This is a genomic window from Sphingomonas sp. 2378 (genome assembly GCF_038084995.1).
Classification (GTDB): Bacteria; Pseudomonadota; Alphaproteobacteria; order Sphingomonadales; family Sphingomonadaceae; genus Sphingomonas.
Window position 1 is genome coordinate 38865 of sequence record NZ_JAXCMJ010000004.1, and the last position, 19204, is coordinate 58068.

The following is a 19204-nucleotide window of genomic DNA, read 5'->3' on the forward strand; positions in this document are numbered from 1 at the left end:
CGAGAAGGTCCGGGCCAGAAAGCTGCATTCCCGCATCTCTAGCCCGATCGGCACGCGCTGCGCCATATCGAACAGCGGCGGAACGGCGACCGCCCAAGAAAAAGGGGGCCGCCCTTTCGGACGCCCCCCCTCCGTGGCCGCCGGGCCGAAACCCGATGGTCGCATCAATAGCGATAGTGATCCGGCTTGAACGGCCCTTCGACCGGCACGCCGATATAGGCGGCCTGCTTCTCCGACAGCTTCGAGAGCTGGACACCCAGCTTTTCGAGGTGAAGCGCGGCGACCTTCTCGTCGAGGTGCTTGGGCAGGACGTACACTTCGTTCTTGTAGTTCTCGCCCTTGGTCCACAGTTCGATCTGCGCCAGCGTCTGGTTGGTGAACGAGGCCGACATCACGAAGCTGGGGTGACCGGTCGCGCAGCCCAGGTTCACCAGACGGCCCTTGGCCAGCACGATGATCTGCTTGCCGTCCGGAAACTCGACCAGGTCGGTGCCGGGCTTCACTTCGGTCCACTTGTAGTTGGACAGCGCCGCGATCTGGATCTCGCTGTCGAAATGGCCGATGTTGCAGACGATCGACATGGGCTTCATCGCCTTCATGTGATCGGCGGTGATGACGTCGGCATTGCCGGTCGCGGTCACGAAGATGTCGGCGCGCTTGACGGCCTCATCCATCGTCACGACCTCGAAGCCCTCCATCGCCGCCTGCAACGCGCAGATCGGGTCGATCTCGGTCACCAGCACGCGCGCGCCGCCGTTGCGGAGCGACTGGGCCGAGCCCTTGCCCACGTCACCGAAACCGGCGACCGCGGCGACCTTGCCGGCCAGCATCACGTCGGTGGCGCGACGGATCGCGTCGACCAGCGACTCCTTGCAGCCATAGAGGTTGTCGAACTTCGACTTGGTCACCGAGTCGTTGACGTTGATGGCGGGGAAAGGCAGTTCGCCCTTCTTCGCGATCTCGTACAGGCGGTGGACGCCGGTCGTCGTCTCTTCCGACACGCCCTTCAGGTTCTTGACCGTCTCGGTCAGATAGCCGGGCTTCTTGGCGATGAACGCCTTGACCGAGCGCTGGAACTCGACTTCCTCTTCATTCTCCGGCTCGGCGAAGGTCGCCCCGGCTTCCAGCTTCGCGCCCCACAGCGCGAACATGGTCGCGTCGCCGCCATCGTCCAGGATGATGTTCGCAGTCTGACCTGCGACCTCGTGATCCCAGGTGAAGATGTCGCCGACATAGTCCCAATATTCGGCCAGCGTTTCGCCCTTTACAGCGAAGACCGGCACGCCCGACGCTGCGATCGCGGCAGCAGCATGGTCCTGGGTCGAGAAAATGTTGCAGGTCGCCCAGCGGACATCGGCGCCGAGCGCGGTCAGCGTCTCGATCAGCACGGCGGTCTGGATCGTCATGTGCAGCGAACCGGTGATGCGCGCGCCCTTCAGGGGCTGCGACGCGCCGAATTCCTGACGCAGGGCCATCAGGCCGGGCATCTCGGTCTCGGCGATCTTGATCTCGGCGCGGCCGAAATCGGCCAGGCCGATATCCTTGATGACATAATCGTTCTTGGTGGCGGCAGTCGTGGACACGACGGAACTCCGTGCAAAATGGGGCCGACCAAGACGCATAGGCACGCCGATCGGCACGGCGCCCGCCTTAGCGGCGATCGCCCCCGGGATCAAATATAAAGATATCTTTATATGCTTCAGTGTGAATGGGCGGCTCGCTGTCGCCCTCCCATGGGCGTCAGGCGGTGCCCCCGCCCATGACGAGCTGACGCGGATCGACGCCCGCCACGCCGAACGCCGCCTGCCACCGGCCTTCCGCCGGTACGTCATAGAGGATGTCGAGTTCGCCCCCGACATTGAACCAGCAGCCGGGCTCGCGCAGTTCCTCCTCCAACTGGCCCGCATCCCATCCGGCATAGCCCAGCGCGACCACCCAGCGGGCGGGTCCGCGCCCCTCGGCAATGGCGCGCAGCACGTCGACCGTGCTGGACAGCACCCATTTGCCGCCGACATCGACGCTGTCCTGCCCCTCCCAATCATGGGAGTGCAGGACGAAGCCGCGCCGGGGCTCGACCGGTCCGCCGAGATGGACCGGCACATCGGGCACGTCGCCATGGGGTATGTCGAACTGGTCGAGCAGCGCGTGAAAGCCGAGCCCCTCGATCGTGGTGCCCAGCCCGATGCCCAGCGCGCCCCCTTCATCATGGGCGCACATGGCGATGACGGCATGGTCGAAACGGCGATCGGCCATGCCGGGCATGGCGAGCAGGAATTGGCCGGAAAGATAGGTCAGTTGATGCACCACCCGACTATAGGGATCGTCGCTTCGCCTCGCCATAGCTTGAAATGCGCGGAGCTTCGGGCATGTACGCCGGACCAATGCCCGGCGCGGTGCCGGGCCGATTGCCCCTAGGATCAGGATGATGACGATCAAGGTCGGAGACCGCCTCCCCACCACCACGCTGGTCAAGGTGACGCCCGAGGGCCCCGAACAGGTGACCACCACCGACTTCTTCGCGGGCAAGCGCGTCGCGCTGTTCGCGGTGCCGGGGGCCTTCACCCCGACCTGCTCGGCCCAGCACCTGCCCGGCTTCATCGCCCAGGCGGACGCGCTGAAGGCCAAGGGCGTGGACGAGATCGTCTGCACCTCGGTCAACGACGTGTTCGTCATGAAGGCCTGGGGCCAGGTCAATTCGGCAAGTGCGATCACCATGCTGGCGGACGGCAATGCGGAGTTCGCCAAGGCGGTCGGGTTGACGCTGGACGGATCGAAATTCGGCATGGGCACGCGTAGCCAGCGTTACACCATGCTGGTCGATGACGGCGTGGTCGAGCAGTTGTTCGTCGAGGCACCGGGCGAATTCAAGGTCAGCTCCGCCGAACATCTGCTGTCGGCCCTCTGATCCGGCGAACCGCATGCCCGGTCGGATCGGAGGCGGAACAGTGCGGCTCGGTCGGGCGTTTTTCCACCATCTACCGACCAGCATAACGAGAGGAACCTTGGTCATGACCACCTATGTCCCCCCCGAGAAGCAGGCTCCGTCGAAGAGCTTTGCCGAAAAGGCGCAGGGTGCGGCCAAGGCCGCTGGCGACACGGTGAAGGAACACCCCTACGCCGCCGCCGGAATCGCGGCCGGTGTCGCTGCGGCAGTGGCGGGGGCGGCGTTCGGCGCGGCAAAGCTGCGCGATAAGGCCGAAGACGAGAATTCGTCGCAGGGCGCCTGACGGGGGCGCTTTGGCGAAAGCGGCCTGCCCCTCCACCATCCTGCGGATGGTCCCCCTCCCCAAGCTAAGCTTGGGGAGGAATTGGGGTAAGCACCTTGGCCCAACCCCCTACCTCCGTTCAGCCTGAGCGAAGTCGAAGGCCAAGGGAATCGCTATCCGATTATCGTGCATATTTTCGGAGGGGTCCAAAGCGTGACCTCTTCGACTGCCTGCCAAGGCAGGCGCCGAGGACGACCTTCGGGGATCACCGATCCCCCTCATAAAGACGTAGTCGGCTTGCCAGAATCGGTGACACGGCTAAGCTTCGGGCGATGACTCAAGCCCTACAGATCGTCGAGGAACTCGACCGCCTTTACACCGCCTCCGTCACCCGTTTGAAGGAGGCCCTGACCGCCTATCTTGCCGACGGCACCGTGCCGAGCCTGGAGGATCGGGCGCATGGCTGCTTCGCCTATCCAGAGATCCGCCTGATCTTTCGAGGCGAAGGCGGTCGGCCGACCCCGATGCGTTCGTTCGGGCGGCTGGTATCGCCGGGCGACTATCGGATCAGCGTCACCAAGCCCGCGCTGTTCGCCGATTATCTGATCGAGCAACTCACTCTGCTGATCGAGGATTATGACGTCACGGTCGAGGCGGTGGCGGGGCGACAGGAAATCCCCTTTCCCTATGTCCTTGATCCCGGCCACGCGCTCAGCCTGGACACGGTGTCCGCCGCCGAACTGGCGCGCTTCTTCCCCGCGACCGAACTGGCGCATATCGGCGACGAGATCGCCGACGGCCTGTGGATGACCGCCGATGGCAACCGGCCGCTGGCGCTGTTCGACGGATTGCGCACCGACTTCTCGCTCGCCCGGCTGCGCCATTATACCGGCACCCCGCCCGAGCATTGCCAGCGCTTCGTGCTGTTCACCAATTACCACCGCTATGTCGACGAGTTCGTCCGCTGGGGCGCGTCGCAACTGGGCGAAGGTTCGCGCTTCACCGCTTTGTCCGGCGCGGGCGGGATCGTCATCGAGCGGCCCGACGATGTCGACAAGATCGTCACCGACAGCGCGTGGCGGCGGCACCAGATGCCCGCCTATCACCTGGTCGCCAAGGATGGCACCGGCATCACGCTGGTCAATATCGGCGTCGGGCCGTCCAACGCCAAGACGATCTGCGACCACCTCGCGGTGATGCGGCCCGAGGCATGGCTGATGATCGGCCATTGCGGCGGCCTGCGCCCCAGTCAGCGGATCGGCGACTATGTGCTCGCCCATGCGTACCTGCGCGACGACCATGTGCTGGACGATGTGCTCCCCCCCGAAATCCCGGTGCCCGCCATCGCCGAGGTGCAGGTCGCGCTCGCCAAGGCGGCGGAGATCGTCTCGGGCCAGTCGGGCGACGAGTTGAAGCGCCGGTTGCGCACCGGCACGATCGTGACCACCGACGACCGCAACTGGGAATTGCGCTATTCCAAGTCGGCCTTGCGCTTCTCGCTCAGCCGCGCGGTCGGGATCGACATGGAGTCCGCGACGATCGCGGCGCAGGGCTATCGCTTCCGCGTGCCGTACGGGACATTGCTCTGCGTGTCGGACAAGCCGCTGCATGGCGAATTGAAGCTGCCGGGACAGGCCAACCGCTTCTACGAGCGCGCGATCAGCGAGCATATGCGGATCGGCATCGAAACCTGCGAGCAACTCCGCCTGGAGGGCAACAAGCTGCACAGCCGCAAGCTGCGCGCATTCAACGAGCCGCCCTTCCGCTGATCGGCAAGCGGATAAGAAACCGGGGGCAGGCGCAAGCGTTACGGCCACGAACCGAAGGGGATTTTGCGATGGTCGACACCATGGACCCGAAAAAGCCACGTCCGCCCCGCCGCCGCGCCACGCCCAAGGCGGCGGGCACCCCTTCGCCTCGCAAACGCGCCGCCCCCAAGGCGGACGTTGCGACCGAAGAACCGGTCACGCCCCCGGCTGCCGAAGAGGCGGAAGGCGCTGCTCCCGAAGCGCCAAAGCCGGCGGCCAAGCCCAAGGCCCCGCCCAACCAAGCGCACCGCGCCGCGCAAGGCCCCTCCCCGCAAACCCGCCGCGATCACGGCCGCGCCTGCTCCCGTTCTGGGCAAGCATGGGCTGGACCGGGTCGGAGGCAAATGGGGGGTCGCGTCGATCCTCGGGAGCCTGGCGGCGGCGGCCGGGCTGACGGCCGCGTTATTGTCGCTGAAGGGCAGCACGTCCCGGCGGGATGGGGATGAGAACGGCGAGCAACGCTGAATCGCCCGCCCCGTTCAGCCTGAGCGAAGTCGTAGGCTAAACGGTGAGGCCGTCCAAAAGGCCGTCGCCCCAGCGCAGGCTGGGGCCTTTTTCGATTGCTGGATGTAGCTGCCTAAGATCCCAGCCTTCGCTGGGATGACGGGTGTATATCTTTACGCCTTCGACTTCGCTCAGGCTGAACGGACCTGGAGAGGCAAATCTTCCTCGCCTGCAAGGCGAGGTGGCAGGCCACAAGACTGACGGAGGGGTGTCACCGCTCGCGACCCGGCCCCTCCACCACCGCTTCGCGGCGGTCCCCCTCCTCAAGCGAGCTTGGGGAGGAATGAGTTCGGCCTTCCTCAATCCTCCCCATTCCCGATGGGGAGGGGAACCGCTCGCGTCAGCAAGTGGTGGAGGGGTAGGTGACGTACCCCGCGCCCTCCACCCGCAAAATCACCAACCCTGCGGCTTGCCCTTGTTCTGCTGGTCGAGCCACGCCTTCAACGGCGCGAAATATTCGACCAGCGCCTTGCCCGACATCTCGCGGCTGCCGGTGAAGACCTGGAGCGCATCCGGCCAGGGCTTGGACTGGCCCATCGCCAGCATCGCGTTCAGCTTCTCGCCGACCGCCTTGTTCCCATAGAAGGAACAGCGGTGCAGCGGCCCCTTCCACCCGGCCTGGTCGCACGCCGCCTTGTAGAACTGGAACTGGAGCACCCGCGCCAGGAAATAGCGGGCATAGGGCACGCCCGCCGGGATGTGGTACTTCGCGCCCGGATCGAATTTGGTCTCATCGCGCGCCACCGGCGGCACCACGCCCTGATATTTCAGCCGCAGCGCGTCCCAGCCCGCCTGATACTGGCCCGCCGGAATCTGCCCCGAAAACACGCCCCAGCGCCATTTGTCGATCAACAGGCCGAAGGGCAGGAACGCGACCTTGTCCATCGCCTGACGCAGCAGCAGCCCGATATCCTTGTCGGCACTCGGCACGCGTGCCGGATCGAGCAGGCCGATCTTCACGAGGTAATCGGGCGTGATCGACAGGGCGACGGTGTCGCCGATCGCCTCGTGGAAACCGTCATTCGCGCCGTTCTTGTAGAGAAAGGGCTGCCCCTTGTACGCGCGCTGGTAATAGTTGTGGCCGAGTTCGTGGTGGATCGTCACGAAGTCGTCGGCATTCACCTTCGTGCACATCTTGATCCGGATATCGTCCAGATTGTCGATGTCCCAGGCCGAGGCGTGGCAGATGACCTCGCGGTCGGCGGGCTTCACGATCTGCGAACGCTGCCAGAAACTCTGCGGCAGGGGCGCGAAGCCCAGCGAGGAATAGAAGCCCTCGCCCGCCTTGACCATCTTGATCGCATCATAGCCCTTGGCCTTGAGCAGATCGCCGGTGTCGAAGCCGACATCGCCCGCACCCTTGGGCGCGACCAGGTCGTAGATATTGCCCCATTCCTGCGCCCACATATTGCCAAGCAGGTCGGCGCGGATCGGGCCGGTCCTGGCCTGCACCGTATCGCCATATTTTTCGTTCAGCTTCCAACGGACATAGGTGTGCAGCGCCTTGTAGAGCGGCTCCAGCTCGCCCCAGATCTTGTCGGTCAGCTGCGCAAACTGCTCCGGCGACATGTCATAGCCCGAGCGCCACAGCGCGCCCGCATCGGCATAGCCCAGTTCCCTGGCCCCCTGGTTGGCGAGCCCGGTCATCTGCGCATAGTCGGCGCGCATCGGGGCGCCGACATTGTCGTGCCAGCTTACCCACATCTCTTTCAGCTTGGCGGGATCGCGCTCGCTGCCCATCGCGGCCTCGATATCCGATCCGTTGATCGGCTGGCCGTTCAGCACGCCCTTGCCCTTGCCATAGGAGGAGGACATGCGCGTCGTCAGGGTGGAGAGTTGCGCCGCCGCACCCGGCGTTGTCGGGGCAGGCAGGGTGATGCCGCCGCGGAGCAGGTCCAGCTTGCGCTTGGTGTCGTAGGACAGGCCCGGCACCGCCTGATAACGCGCCGCGCCGAGGCCATAGCGGACGGCCAGATCGGTCATCTCCGCCCCCGAAGCGGCGGCCAGCGCATCGGTATCGTCGGTGATATAGGTCGCATTGACCCACGCGACCTGCTGTGCCCCCACCGACTTTTCGGCCAGCGTCTTCTCGGCTTCCGCGACGAAGGCATCGGCGGCGGCGGGTGTCGCGGGCGCTTGCACGGCCTGTGGCGTCGCCGTGCTGGTCTGCGCCTGGGCGGCACCGGCCAGCAGGAACGCCAGCACGGTGCCGGAAATGGCGGAACGGATCATGCTATCCCCCTCAAATTCTGATGGCCCCTCGAAACGGGGCGGATGGCGTGCAGTTGCGCGGCTTTGCCCGCCGCCGTCAAGCGGTCAGGAACTGCGCGATCGCCGTACCCAGCTCCGGTTTCGTCACCGAACTCATATGGTTGCCGGGAATCTCGACATAGCGGCCACGCGGCAGCGCCTCGGCCAGGTCGACCGCCGCTCCATTGTCGAAATCGTCGACACCCGCCACGACCAGCGCAGGCAGGTCGAACCCCTGGATCGCCGACAACCGCGTATCGGCAAAGGTCTGGAGGATATGGAGCAGCGCCACCGGATCGCCCCCGGTGGTCTTCAGGAACGCCTCCGCCATCCATTCCGGGCTGCCACGCTTATGCTCGCCCAGCCGGGTCAGGATATTGGTGAAATGCTCGACCCGCCGGTCGGTATGGAGCAGCCCCTCCAACCCCATCCCTGCGAAGATCGCCTTGCCCGGCTCCGCGCCCGTCGCGAGCATCCGACTGACCGTCCGCGCGCCCAGCGAATAGCCGCCCAGATCATAATCGGTCAGCCCCAGATGCTCGACCAGCGCGTGGCCGTCGCTGGTCAGCGCGTCCTTCGGATAGGCGGCGGGGTCGTGCGGCTTGCCGCTTTCCCCATGCGCACGAAGATCGGGCATGATGACCCGGTAGCCCTTGGCCGCGATCGCGGCGGCATGGCCGTAGCGGATCCAGTTGGTATAGGCGTCGGAGAAGTAGCCGTGGATCAGCACGACGGGCCGCCCCTCCCCCATTTCGCGCCACGCGATCGGAGTTCCATCGAAGCTGTCGAAGAAGCGGGTTTCGGGGGTGGTGTCGGCCAAGGCTCAGGTCTCCGATAGGCAAGCGGTACGCCAGCCTCCTAATCGGCCAGTCTCCTAATCGGATCGCGCGGGATGTGCACGTCTTGATCCGATGCGGCCATCCCCGCCCTTCCCATCACGCCTCACCAAGACGGTCCAAGACCTATGGGATTCCATGGATTTTCCGCAGAAATCCACGAGTCGCGGGCATGGACAAAAGGGGTACAAATAGCTAGCCGCCATGAATGGCAGCCTCGCTTTTCCTGTTGATCGCAGTCGTCCTGGCCTTTGCCGGGGGGAGCGGGCCCTGGGTCCTGATCGCGACCGTCGCCGTCGCGACGGCGGCGGGGACCAAGCTGCCCGACCTGGATACGCCGTTGCAGCTTCAGCATCGCAGTGCGCTGATCCACAGCATCCTGCCCTTCTATGTCGCGCTGTTCGACATCCGCACCTGGGGCGTCGCGGCGGGGTTGGGCTTCGGGGTCGGCTTTCACCTGGCCGCCGATCTGTTTCCCGGCACGATGCGCGGCTTCGCGACGATCAAGCTGCCGATCTGGGGATCGATCGGGGTGCTGCCCTCCTATCTCTGGATCGCGATCAACGCGGCCGCCAATCTGGCGGGTGCGCTGATCGTGCTGGAATGGATCGCCGCCGACCGGGTTGCGGCCTGTGCGCTGGCGGCGACCGGCGTCTTGGGGGCCAGCTATCTGCTGCGTGCGCAGGGCGGGCTCTATGCGCTGGCGGTGATCGTCGGGATCGGCTGGCTGATCGTCCGATAGCCCGATTGGCGGCGGCGATGCTTTGCGATAAGGCATGGGCCTGCCACGAGAAGCAGGATGATCGGGAGCGGATGCCGGACCCATAACCGGACCCTCGATGACCGCAGCCAACGCCTCCCCCGCCACCACCCTTCCCCCCAGCCCGATCGGGCGTCCGCACAGCCTGCTGGAGGATGCCTATGCGATCTTCATCGGCGTCACGCTGTTGATCGTGGGGCTGGTGTTCCTGAAGGCGGCGGGGCTGGTGACCGGGGGTATCGCGGGCGTCGCGCTGCTCCTGTCCTATCTGATCCCGCTGCCTGCGGGCGTGTTGTTCACGCTGGTCAACATCCCCTTCTTCCTGTTCGCGCACAAGGTGATGGGCGCGCGGTTCGCGGTAAAGACGGTGCTGGTCAATATCGGGATCGGTGCGGCCTCGGCCATCACCCGCGTCTCGGTGCATGTCGATACCGTCCATCCCGCCTTTGCCGCTTTGGTCGGCGGCACCGTGATCGGCATGGGCATCTTGGCACTGGCCCGGCATCAGGCCGGGGTCGGCGGGACGGGCGTCATCACCATCTGGCTCTATCGCAAGCGCGGGTGGAATATGGGGATGACCCAGGTCGCGCTCGACGTGTTCATCCTGGCGATGGCGATCCCGGTCGTATCGGGGGTGCAGATGATGTGGTCCGCGATCAGCGCGGCGGCGATCAGCCTGATCCTGTTCGCCTGGCACCGGCCGGGGCTCTATATGGGTCGGTGAAGCATTCCTCCCCGATACGGGGAGGTGGCAGCGCGCGAGCGCTGACGGAGGGGGGCTTCCTCATAGGGCATTCCTTGCGGAGAGCCCCCTCCACCATGCTGCGCATGGTCCCCCTCCCCGTTGCCGGGGAGGAGTTTTACGTCAGCCCTTCTTCAGGTGACGACGGCCGAGAAGTTCGGCGATCTGCACCGCGTTCAGCGCGGCACCTTTCCGCAGATTGTCCGACACGCACCACAGCGACAGGCCGTTATCGACCGTCGAGTCCTCGCGCACGCGGCTGATGAAGGTGGCGAAGTCGCCGACGCACTCGACCGGTGTGACATATCCGCCGTCCTCACGCTTATCGACCAGCATGACGCCGGGGGCTTCGCGCAGGACGTCCTGGGCTTCCTGGGCCGAAATCTCGTTCTCGAACTCGATGTTCAGCGCTTCGGAATGGCCGACGAACACAGGCACGCGGACACAGGTGGCGGTGACCTTCACCTTGGGGTCGAGGATCTTCTTGGTCTCGGCCACCATCTTCCACTCTTCCTTGGTCGAGCCGTCGTCCAGGAAGCTGTCGATATGCGGGATCACGTTGAAGGCGATCTGCTTGGTGAACTTCTTGGGCTCGGCGGGGTCGCCGACGAAGATGTTGCGGCTCTGCTCGAACAGCTCGTCCATGCCCGCCTTGCCCGCGCCCGACACCGACTGATAGGTGGCGACGACGACGCGCTTGATCGTCGCCTTGTCGTGCAACGGCTTGAGCGCCACGACCATCTGCGCGGTCGAGCAATTGGGGTTGGCGATGATGTTCCGGGCCTTGTAGCCGTCGATCGCGTCCGGGTTCACCTCCGGCACGATCAGCGGCACGTCCGGGTCCATGCGGTAGAGCGACGAATTGTCGATCACGACGCAGCCCGCGGCGGCGAATTTCGGCGCATAGATTTTGGTCGCGTCGCTGCCGATGGCGAACAGCGCGATGTCCCAACCGGCGGGATCGAAATGCTCGATATTCTTGATGGTGAGCATCTTGCCGGTTTCACCATATTCGATCTGGTCGCCCTGGCTGCGCGACGAGGCGACGACCGCCAGTTCGTCGATCGGGAATTCCCGCTCCGCCAGAATGTTGAGCATTTCCCGGCCGACATTGCCCGAAGCCCCGGCGACCACCACGCGATAACCCATTCAACCCTCCACTCGGAAGCGTGAGCCGGTAGCGTCATTGCGCGGACGCGTCCACCAACTTTGCGAAAAGTGCGCGTTTGCGCGGGGCAAGCGGGGGTTTAGGGGTGATTATCGCCAAAGGCCCCAGCCTTCGCTGGGGCCTCTCGCCTCAGGCCAGTCGGTCGAAGAGGTCGTCCCACTCAGGATTGATGCTCTCGATCAACCGAACCTTCCATTCCCGCTTCCACGCCTTCATGGCTTTCTCGCGAGCGATGGCATCGTCGATCCGATCATGCTCCTCGGCATAGACCAGTCGATGCAGGCCATAACGGCGACAGAATTCCGCGCCTCTATCGGTGCGATGCTGGTGAATGCGCGCCGCGAGATGCGCGGTTACGCCGATATAGAGCACGCCGTCAGGCTTGTTGGTCATCATGTAGACCCAGCCCGCCATCGGTCAGCCTATGCGGAGAAGGGCCCCAGCCTTCGCTGGGGTGACGGACTTGGAGTCAATCATGCGTACTCGCCGCCCAGGTGGCGTGGGATATCGCGTGGACCGACTGGAAATGGTCGGTGATGCGGTCGAGTTCGCTCGCCTCGATGATGGTGCTGGTCAGGGTGGCGGTGACCGTCACCTGATCCTCGCCCAGTTCCTCCGTCTCCAGTTCCGCGACGGGCAATCCGGCGCGCTCCAGATGCTCGACCAGCATGTCGCCGACCGGCCCGGCCTGCGCCGCGACGGTGGTCAGGCTAACCGAGTAGGTCGCCTCGACATGCCGCCCCTCCACCGGAATGCGGTTGATCGCGTCGACCAGCGGCCGCAGCGCGGTATTGGCGAGCAGGACCACGAAGGTCAGCAACACCGCCTCCGCCACCATGTCGCTACCCGCGATCGAGCCCACCGCCGCCGAGCACCAGAGGGTCGCCGCGGTGTTCAGCCCGCGGACGTTCATCCCCTCCTTCATGATGACGCCCGCGCCCAGGAAGCCGATGCCGGACACGACATAGGCGATGATGCGGATCGACTCGACATCGCCGCCCAGCCGCTGTCCCAGATCGACGAACGCCGCCGCGCCGATCGCCACCAGCGCATTGGTCCGCAGCCCTGCCGTGCGCTGGCGATATTGCCGCTCCGCCCCGATCACGGTGCCCAGCACGAACGCCGTCAGATAGCTGACCAGTGTGTCGAGGAACGGCCAGAGGTGGAAGGTTTTCAGAAATGCCATGTGCATATCCTAAATCCTCCCCGTTACGGGGAGGTGGCAGCGCGCGAGCGCTGACGGAGGGGGGGCCGCCACCGAGGACGTCACTTGCGGCAATCCCCCTCCACCATGCTTCGCATGGTCCCCCTCCCCGTGCCGGGGAGGATCGGGATTAGTTCGCAGGCTTGTCCTTCACCGTCCGGTTCAGGAAGTTCAGGATCGTGTGCCACAGATGCTCCGACACGCCGGGCCCGCCGACGCGGTGGGTCTGGCCGGGATAGAGCATCATCTCGAACGGCGTATCCGTCTTCTGCATCTCGGCCGCGAAGGCGGTGGCATTGTCGAGGAAGACATTGTCGTCGGCCATGCCGTGGATCAGCATCAACGGATCGCGGATATTGGCCGCATCCGTGATCCCTTGCGAGGTCGCATAGCTTTGCGGATCGGTGCGCGGGTCGCCCAGATAGCGTTCGGTATAATGGGTATCGTAAAGCTGCCAGTCGGTCACCGGCGCGCCCGACACGGCGGCGGCATAGACGCCCGGGGTCTTCTCCAGCATCTTGATCGACATATAGCCGCCATAAGACCAGCCATAGGTCGCGATCCGGCCCGCATCGACGAAGGGCAGGCTCTTCAGATAATTGGCCCCCGCCAACTGATCGGCGACCTCGACCGTGCCCATCGCGTGGTAGATGGCATCCTCGAACGCCTTGCCGCGATTATAGGAGCCGCGATTGTCGATCTGGAAGAAGATCCATCCCTGATCGACCAGATATTGCGGCAGAGCCCCCTGCCAGCCGCGCGTGACCTGCTGGCCGGTGCCGGGGCCGCCATAATGCTGGAAGAAGACGGGATAGCGCTTGCCCGGTTCCAGCTTGGGGGTGATCATCTCCCAATAGAGCGTCGTGCCGTCATCGGCCTTGATCGTGCCGAACTGGGTCTCCCGGTGGCTGGCGAGATAGGGCGCATAGGGATGCCCCGCGACGATGGCGTTCTCGTTGATCCAGCTTAGCCGCTTGCCGCTCGTGTCGGCGAGATAGACCTGGGTCGGCTGGCTCGGGCTGGAGCGCGAGACGATGAAGCGGCTGGCCGACGAGTCCATCGACGCACTGTTGGTATAGCCGCGCTCGGTCAGGCGGGTGATGACGTTCGGCTTGGCGATATCGACGGCGTAGACATGCTGTTCGAGCACATCGTCCTTCAGGCCGGTGAAATAGAGCCGCCCTTTCGCCTCGTCCACGCCGACCAGGTTGGTGACCACCCACGGCCCCTTGGTCAGTTGCGTCCATTTACCGTTCGCGAAGCGATAGAGATGGCCATAGCCGTCCCGCTCCGACCGCCAGATCAGGCCGCCATCCTTCATCGGGCGATAGGCGTCGGACAGGTTCAGCCAACTCCGCTCACCCGAACGCTCGGTGAAGACCAGCTTGGACTTGCCGGTGGTCGGATCGACGCGCAGCATGTCGAGCCGTTTCTGGTCGCGGCTCTGCCGCTGGACCAGCATCGCCGAGCCGTCCGGCGTCCAGTCGACGCGCGCCAGATAGATGTCGGGATCGCTGCCCAGATCGACCTTTACCCGACCCGACCCGTCCGCCTTCATGACGTAGAGATCGACCAGCGCATTGGGCGTGCCCGCCGCCGGATAGCGCTGTTCATAGACCTTGGTGCCCGCCGCGCCGATGGCGGCGCGGACCGCGACCTTGACCGGCGCCTCGTCGAAGCGTTCGACCGCGATGTAGCGTTCATCCGGGCTCCACCAATAGCCGGTGAAGCGGTGCATTTCCTCCTGCGCGACGAACTCCGCCTCGCCGAAATGCACGGTGCCCCCGCCCTCGGTGGTCAAGGCGCGCGCCTCGCCGCCACCCAGCGGCATGGCCCAAAGATTCTGATCGCGCACGAAGCTGACGAAACCGCCCTTGGGGCTGACGATCGGGTTCAGTTCGCCGCCCGGCGTGTTGGTCAGGCGACGGACCGTACCGTCCAGCCCGGCGAGATAGAGGTCACCGTCCAGCGGCACCAGGATCGACTTGCCGTCGGGGGCCCAGTCATAGGCGACGATGCCCTTCGACCCGCCGATGCGCGCGCGCTCGCGCTGCATCTTCTCCGCCTCGGACAGTTCGGCACCCGAGCCGACCCTCTTCGAATCGACCAGCATCCGCTCCTCGCCGGTGCGGGTGTCGCGCGCCCAGAGGTCGAGCCGCTCACGCTCGTCGGCGCGCGGGCGCAGCGAGGTCAACAGCGTTCCGTCGGGCGACAGGCGTAGCCCGCGCGGTTGCGACCCCGACAGGTCCGGGCTGCCGAAGACACGCTTCAGCGTCAGTTCGCCCTGCTTTTCCGGCTCAGCGGCCATGGCCGGTGCCCCCATTCCTGATGTGACCGACGCCCCGACCGAGGCCAGCGCCAGACCGAGCACCCATTTGCGCATTCATACCACTCCAGACCCATATTCGCCGGATCGGTCCCGGCGCGTCGCCGCGCGTTATCGCGACGGCGCGGCGATCGGGCAAGCGCGATCCGATCCGGTCGGACAGGATCGCCAGATGCTGCGCGAAGAGTCGCCGTTTCGGTCAGAAATTCTTCGTAAACCCGCTATTAACGAAATTTGATTAGACCGTTCGGGCGGGCACGGCACGAGGAGATGATCCCCGTCGTCATACTCCGCACATTATCGGAACGGACATGGCGGCGACCATCGCATTCGACATTCAGAACGATCGGCGGGGTGATATCCGGGCGATCCTGGCGCGCTCGGGTAGCGCGGGGCATCCTCATGTCCAGTCGCTGCTTCTGCCGCAGGCGCGGCTGCATGACCTGACCGATGCGGTTCATGCGGTGTGCGCGGTCCATGGCAATCATCCGAGCATGATCGACTACGCCATGGCGCGCGGCATCCAGATCGAAACGCTGCCCTGGTTGATCCAGTCGTCCAACGCCTTCGCCCATGAGCGGGCCTTTCTCGCCAACCTGACCTCGGCGGCGGGCCCGCTTCCCTCGACACCGGGTCAGGCACAGACCGATGCGGCGCTGACCCAGTTGCGCCAGACACTGGAGATGCTCGCCAATTCGGATCGTCGCGGATGCGCGACCGGCGCGGTCTGTGCGCTGATCCTCGACTGGCGGACCATCCGGCAGCTTCTGGACCAGGCCGCCCGCCGCTTCGGCCTGTCCGCCCCCGTCAACCAGTTGCCCGAACCGTTGCTCGACATGACCGAGGAAGAGGCGGCGACGCTGGGCCTGGCACGGGCGCGCGGTTTCGGCGCGACTCAGTTGCTCGTCCAGCATCGCGTACTCTGGGATTTGCTGGAGGCGCGGGCGAGCGCACGACGCGGCTAGCGGCGACCAGCCCCGCGCTGTCCGCCCGTCGCGCGAAACACTCGGCCGGGCGATCTACCGGCCCGTTAACCATCTTGAACAGTGCACGATTAATCCGCCGGGTTTAGCGTGATCGTCATGAAAGCCCTGGTGTCCAAAGCAGTCCTCTCGCTCTGCGCACTGACGGTCGCCGTGTCGGCCGAAGCGCGATCGCTGCTCGATTATGTCGGGCAATGCGTGCCTTTCGCGCGCGAGGCTTCCGGCATTTCCATCTATGGCGACGCCTGGACCTGGTGGAACCAAGCGGAAGGCAAATATCCGCGCGGGCATAGCCCCCGTGTCGGCGCGGTCGTCGTCTTCGAAAAGACCAGCCGCCTGCCGCTGGGCCATGTCGCGGTGGTCAGCCGCGTGGTCGAGGATCGGGTGCTGATGCTGACCCACGCCAATTGGTCGATCCAGAATGGCGAGCGCGGCCATGCCGAACAGGATGTGACGTTGTTCGACGTTTCCCCCGCCAATGACTGGAGCGAGGTGAAGGTCTGGTTCCGCGACTCGGACGGGTTGGGCAGTTCCACCTATCCGATCTACGGCTTCATCTATGGCAAGGGCCGCGCCGCGCCCGAATTGACCAGCGACAAGCCCGATTATGTCGGCGCGCTGATCGACGCCTATGTCGCCCGCTGATTGCTAGGGGGATCGAGCTTCGCCCTACGCGGACGCGCGAGGAAAAGACGGTCAGTTGGCGGCTGGCCGGTGGATCACGCCGCCGGTCATCGCCTGCGCCACACCGGTCGTACCCGGAAAGCTGATCGGGCGCTCGTTCAGCCGCCGTACCGCCATATAGGCGAAACCCTCGGCCTCCATCGCGTCGCCGTTCCAGCCCAGCGCATCGGTCGGCTCGGGCGTCAGTCCGGTTTCCTGCCCGATCATCCGCAGCATGGTCGCATTGTGCCGCCCGCCGCCCGCAACCAGAAGTCGCCGGGGCCGCTCAGGCAGGTGATCCAGCGCCCGCGCGACCGTCCGCGCGGTGAAGGCGGTCAGTGTCGCCGCCCCGTCCGCCGCCGACAGGCCCCGCGCCGGCTGGATGGTGAAGTCGTTGCGGTCGAGCGACTTGGGCGGGGCCAGATCGAACCAGCCATTGTCCATCATCGTGTCCAGCACGCTCGGCTCGACCCGCCCCGTCGCCGCCAACGCGCCGTCCGCGTCGTAACGCTGGCCGGTCTCCGCCTCCATCCAGCTATCGATCAGGCCGTTGGCAGGCCCGGTGTCGAACGCGACCAGCGCTCCGTCGCGGCCGACCCAGGTAATGTTGGCGACCCCGCCAAGATTGAGGATGGCGACCGGCTTTTTCAGTTCGGTAGCGAGTGCCGCATGATAGACCGGGATCAGCGGCGCCCCCTGCCCGCCCGCCGCGACATCGGCGGAGCGGAAGTCGGACACGGTGACGATTCCCGTGGCATCGGCCAGCGCCTGTCCGTCACCGATCTGCCAGGTCCAGCCGCGATCGGGGCGGTGCGCCACGGTCTGGCCGTGGAAACCGACGACGTCGACCCGCCCCGCCTCGACACCCGCGTCGCGCAGCAGCTTCTGCACGACCATCGCATGGGTTCGTACGATCAGGTCGCCCGCCGCGACGATGGGCGGGCTGGCACGCGGGCGATCGAAGGTCAGCGCCATCGCGGTCGCCTCCGCCAGTTCGGCGCGCGCGCCGTCCGAATAGGTTTCGGAACGAAAGGCGACCGGACGCACCAGCGCCTCGCCATCCGTCTCGACCAGCGCGGCGTCCACGCCGTCCAGCGAGGTTCCCGACATCAATCCGATCGCCAGCATCGCCAATTTAACCTTCGTGAAACCGCCCCCCTCATGCCGGGATCGCGGGGGCCTGTCGACCACCTGGCGCAAGCACATCTGGAAAAGCGGTCCGATCTGGACTATGTGCGCGCGTATCCCATGGCAACCAAACTCCCCACTCCGCCGCGCGTCGGCATGGTCTCGCTCGGCTGTCCCAAGAATCTGGTCGACAGCGAACGCATCCTGACCCAGCTTCGCGCCGATGGCTATCAGATGTCACCCGACTATACCGGGGCGGACGTCGTGCTGGTCAACACCTGCGGCTTTCTCGACTCCGCCAAGGAGGAAAGCCTGGAGGCGATCGGCGAGGCGATCAAGGAAAATGGTCGCGTCATCGTGACCGGATGCATGGGCAAGGAAGCCGAGGCGATCCGCACCCGCTTCCCCGACGTGCTCGCGATCACCGGCGCGCATGAATATGAGCAGGTGGTGGAGGCGGTCCACGCCGCCGCGCCCGCGAACCTGTCGCCCTATATCGACCTGATCCCCGATGCGGGGCTCAAGCTGACGCCGCGTCACTATAGCTATCTGAAGATTTCGGAGGGATGCAACCACCGGTGCAGCTTCTGCATCATCCCGTCGCTCCGTGGTGATCTGGTCAGCCGCCGCCCCGACGCGATCCTGCGCGAGGCGGAAAAGCTGGTCGCGGCTGGCACGCGCGAGCTGCTGGTCATCAGCCAGGACACCTCGGCCTACGGGATCGACATCCGCAAGGAGCCGCGGATGTGGAAGGGGCAGGAGGTCGTGCCGCACATGACCGACCTTGCCCGTGAACTCGGCAAGATCGCGCCATGGGTGCGTCTCCATTACGTCTATCCCTATCCGCATGTGGATCAGGTGATCCCGCTGATGGCGGAAGGACTGGTGCTGCCCTATCTGGACATTCCGTTCCAGCATGCCGCGCCGTCCGTGCTTCGCCGCATGAAGCGTCCCGGCAACGACGCAAAGGTGCTCCAGCGCATCCACCAGTGGCGCGACATCTGCCCCGACATCGCGATCCGCTCGACCTTCGTGGTCGGCTTCCCCGGCGAGACGGAGGAGGATTTCGAATATCTGCTCGACTGGCTGGACGAGGCGCAACTCGACCGGGTCGGCGCCTTCCGCTTCGAGCCCGTCGAGGGCGCCGCCGCCAATGCCCTGCCCGATCACGTCCCCGAGGCGGTGAAGGAAGAGCGTTACGCGCGGATCATGGAAAAGACCGCCGCGATCTCCGCCGCCAAGCTGGCCGCGAAGGTAGGGCGCACCCTGCCGGTCATCATCGACGCGGTGGACGAAGAAGGCGGCGCGACCGGCCGGTCCCAGGCCGATGCACCGGAGATCGATGGCGAGGTCTTCCTGCGCGACGCCGGGCATCTGACGGTCGGCGACATCGTGCCGGTCGCGATCGAGGATGCGGACGACCACGACCTGTACGGCGTTCCCGTCACCGGAAACGCATGAGCATCCATAACCGATCGTCACGGGCGTTGCCCCGCCCCTCCACCACTCGCTGACGCGAGCGGTCCCCCTCCCCAAGCCAAGCTTGGGGAGGATTGGGGCCTGTCGGTCCGCCGGGTATCCCAATTCCTCCCCAAGCTCTGCTTGGGGAGGGGAACCGCCGCAGAG

Annotated in this window: 18 protein-coding genes; 9 read left to right on the plus strand and 9 right to left on the minus strand. The window is 65.5% G+C overall.

The window, feature by feature from the left end:
• Window positions 1-164: 164 nt before the first annotated feature.
• Both ahcY and SM191_RS03335 read right to left on the minus strand, forming a co-directional pair.
• On the minus strand, window positions 165-1583 hold the full coding sequence (gene ahcY / locus SM191_RS03330) for an adenosylhomocysteinase (RefSeq protein WP_341504975.1): 1419 nt from the start codon (window positions 1581-1583) through the stop codon (window positions 165-167).
• Window positions 1584-1740: 157 nt separating this feature from the next.
• Complete coding sequence (locus tag SM191_RS03335; protein WP_341504976.1) at window positions 1741-2340, minus strand: YqgE/AlgH family protein; 600 nt, start codon at window positions 2338-2340, stop codon at window positions 1741-1743.
• 85 nt (window positions 2341-2425) lie between these two features.
• On the opposite strand from SM191_RS03335, the gene SM191_RS03340 reads away from it, so the two are divergent.
• The 3 genes from SM191_RS03340 (at window position 2426) to SM191_RS03350 (ending at window position 4975) form a co-directional block, all read left to right on the plus strand.
• Window positions 2426-2905, plus strand: a complete 480-nt coding sequence (locus SM191_RS03340; RefSeq protein WP_341505064.1) for a peroxiredoxin — start codon at window positions 2426-2428, stop codon at window positions 2903-2905.
• A 103-nt stretch (window positions 2906-3008) separates the two neighbouring features.
• Window positions 3009-3227, plus strand: a complete 219-nt coding sequence (locus SM191_RS03345; RefSeq protein ID WP_306999811.1) for a hypothetical protein — start codon at window positions 3009-3011, stop codon at window positions 3225-3227.
• A gap of 284 nt (window positions 3228-3511) precedes the next feature.
• On the plus strand, window positions 3512-4975 hold the full coding sequence (locus SM191_RS03350; RefSeq protein ID WP_341505066.1) for an AMP nucleosidase: 1464 nt from the start codon (window positions 3512-3514) through the stop codon (window positions 4973-4975).
• Window positions 4976-5911: 936 nt separating this feature from the next.
• Here the strand turns inward: SM191_RS03350 and SM191_RS03355 are convergent.
• Together SM191_RS03355 and SM191_RS03360 are read right to left on the minus strand one after the other, a co-directional pair.
• Window positions 5912-7750 carry a M2 family metallopeptidase gene (locus tag SM191_RS03355; RefSeq protein ID WP_341504977.1) on the minus strand — a complete coding sequence of 613 codons (1839 nt, stop codon included), beginning with the start codon at window positions 7748-7750 and terminating at the stop codon, window positions 5912-5914.
• A 76-nt stretch (window positions 7751-7826) separates the two neighbouring features.
• Window positions 7827-8588: an alpha/beta fold hydrolase gene (locus tag SM191_RS03360; RefSeq protein WP_341504978.1), complete on the minus strand. Its 762-nt coding sequence runs from the start codon at window positions 8586-8588 to the stop codon at window positions 7827-7829.
• A 224-nt stretch (window positions 8589-8812) separates the two neighbouring features.
• On the opposite strand from SM191_RS03360, the gene SM191_RS03365 reads away from it, so the two are divergent.
• On the plus strand, window positions 8813-9346 hold the full coding sequence (locus tag SM191_RS03365) for a hypothetical protein (RefSeq protein WP_306999808.1): 534 nt from the start codon (window positions 8813-8815) through the stop codon (window positions 9344-9346).
• Window positions 9347-9443: 97 nt separating this feature from the next.
• Window positions 9444-10088, plus strand: a complete 645-nt coding sequence (locus SM191_RS03370) for a YitT family protein (protein WP_306999807.1) — start codon at window positions 9444-9446, stop codon at window positions 10086-10088.
• A gap of 141 nt (window positions 10089-10229) precedes the next feature.
• Here the strand turns inward: SM191_RS03370 and SM191_RS03375 are convergent, their stop codons facing one another.
• The 4 genes from SM191_RS03375 to SM191_RS03390 all read right to left on the minus strand — a co-directional run bounded on the left by SM191_RS03375 (window position 10230) and on the right by SM191_RS03390 (window position 14801).
• On the minus strand, window positions 10230-11255 hold the full coding sequence (locus tag SM191_RS03375; protein ID WP_341504979.1) for an aspartate-semialdehyde dehydrogenase: 1026 nt from the start codon (window positions 11253-11255) through the stop codon (window positions 10230-10232).
• A 148-nt stretch (window positions 11256-11403) separates the two neighbouring features.
• Window positions 11404-11688: a GIY-YIG nuclease family protein gene (locus tag SM191_RS03380; RefSeq protein WP_341504980.1), complete on the minus strand. Its 285-nt coding sequence runs from the start codon at window positions 11686-11688 to the stop codon at window positions 11404-11406.
• A 55-nt stretch (window positions 11689-11743) separates the two neighbouring features.
• Complete coding sequence (locus SM191_RS03385; protein ID WP_341504981.1) at window positions 11744-12460, minus strand: MgtC/SapB family protein; 717 nt, start codon at window positions 12458-12460, stop codon at window positions 11744-11746.
• 148 nt (window positions 12461-12608) lie between these two features.
• Window positions 12609-14801, minus strand: a complete 2193-nt coding sequence (locus SM191_RS03390) for a S9 family peptidase (RefSeq protein ID WP_341505067.1) — start codon at window positions 14799-14801, stop codon at window positions 12609-12611.
• On the opposite strand from SM191_RS03390, the gene SM191_RS03395 reads away from it, so the two are divergent.
• The 3 genes from SM191_RS03395 (at window position 14785) to SM191_RS03405 (ending at window position 16432) form a co-directional block, all read left to right on the plus strand.
• The gene (locus tag SM191_RS03395) at window positions 14785-15042 is read left to right on the plus strand and encodes a hypothetical protein (RefSeq protein WP_341505075.1); all 258 of its coding nucleotides are present in this window, start codon (window positions 14785-14787) and stop codon (window positions 15040-15042) included. The genes SM191_RS03390 and SM191_RS03395 overlap by 17 nt on opposite strands.
• A 73-nt stretch (window positions 15043-15115) precedes the next feature.
• A complete protein-coding gene (locus SM191_RS03400; protein WP_341504982.1) occupies window positions 15116-15769 on the plus strand; it encodes a DUF6975 family protein in 654 nt (217 codons plus the stop codon).
• 129 nt (window positions 15770-15898) lie between these two features.
• Window positions 15899-16432, plus strand: a complete 534-nt coding sequence (locus tag SM191_RS03405) for a CHAP domain-containing protein (RefSeq protein WP_373461757.1) — start codon at window positions 15899-15901, stop codon at window positions 16430-16432.
• 51 nt (window positions 16433-16483) lie between these two features.
• On the opposite strand, the gene SM191_RS03410 is transcribed toward SM191_RS03405, so the two are convergent.
• The gene (locus tag SM191_RS03410) at window positions 16484-17578 is read right to left on the minus strand and encodes an anhydro-N-acetylmuramic acid kinase (protein ID WP_341504983.1); all 1095 of its coding nucleotides are present in this window, start codon (window positions 17576-17578) and stop codon (window positions 16484-16486) included.
• Between the two features lie 120 nt (window positions 17579-17698).
• On the opposite strand from SM191_RS03410, the gene rimO reads away from it, so the two are divergent.
• Entirely contained in the window at window positions 17699-19039 is a 1341-nt protein-coding gene (rimO, locus tag SM191_RS03415; protein WP_341504984.1) for a 30S ribosomal protein S12 methylthiotransferase RimO, read from the plus strand.
• Window positions 19040-19204: the final 165 nt, after the last annotated feature.

What these genes read in the sequence shown, in the direction of transcription:
- SM191_RS03395 (WP_341505075.1), top strand. Translation starts at nt 14,785, where the DNA reads ATGGCCGGTGCCCCCATTCCTGATGTGACCGACGCCCCGACCGAGGCC.
- rimO (WP_341504984.1), top strand. Translation starts at nt 17,699, where the DNA reads ATGGCAACCAAACTCCCCACTCCGCCGCGCGTCGGCATGGTCTCGCTC.
- SM191_RS03340 (WP_341505064.1), top strand. Translation starts at nt 2,426, where the DNA reads ATGACGATCAAGGTCGGAGACCGCCTCCCCACCACCACGCTGGTCAAG.
- SM191_RS03335 (WP_341504976.1), bottom strand. Translation starts at nt 2,340, where the DNA reads ATGGCGAGGCGAAGCGACGATCCCTATAGTCGGGTGGTGCATCAACTG.
- SM191_RS03385 (WP_341504981.1), bottom strand. Translation starts at nt 12,460, where the DNA reads ATGGCATTTCTGAAAACCTTCCACCTCTGGCCGTTCCTCGACACACTG.
- SM191_RS03410 (WP_341504983.1), bottom strand. Translation starts at nt 17,578, where the DNA reads ATGCTGGCGATCGGATTGATGTCGGGAACCTCGCTGGACGGCGTGGAC.
- SM191_RS03345 (WP_306999811.1), top strand. Translation starts at nt 3,009, where the DNA reads ATGACCACCTATGTCCCCCCCGAGAAGCAGGCTCCGTCGAAGAGCTTT.
- SM191_RS03365 (WP_306999808.1), top strand. Translation starts at nt 8,813, where the DNA reads ATGGCAGCCTCGCTTTTCCTGTTGATCGCAGTCGTCCTGGCCTTTGCC.
- SM191_RS03400 (WP_341504982.1), top strand. Translation starts at nt 15,116, where the DNA reads ATGGCGGCGACCATCGCATTCGACATTCAGAACGATCGGCGGGGTGAT.
- SM191_RS03380 (WP_341504980.1), bottom strand. Translation starts at nt 11,688, where the DNA reads ATGGCGGGCTGGGTCTACATGATGACCAACAAGCCTGACGGCGTGCTC.
- SM191_RS03370 (WP_306999807.1), top strand. Translation starts at nt 9,444, where the DNA reads ATGACCGCAGCCAACGCCTCCCCCGCCACCACCCTTCCCCCCAGCCCG.
- SM191_RS03375 (WP_341504979.1), bottom strand. Translation starts at nt 11,255, where the DNA reads ATGGGTTATCGCGTGGTGGTCGCCGGGGCTTCGGGCAATGTCGGCCGG.
- SM191_RS03355 (WP_341504977.1), bottom strand. Translation starts at nt 7,750, where the DNA reads ATGATCCGTTCCGCCATTTCCGGCACCGTGCTGGCGTTCCTGCTGGCC.
- SM191_RS03390 (WP_341505067.1), bottom strand. Translation starts at nt 14,801, where the DNA reads ATGGGGGCACCGGCCATGGCCGCTGAGCCGGAAAAGCAGGGCGAACTG.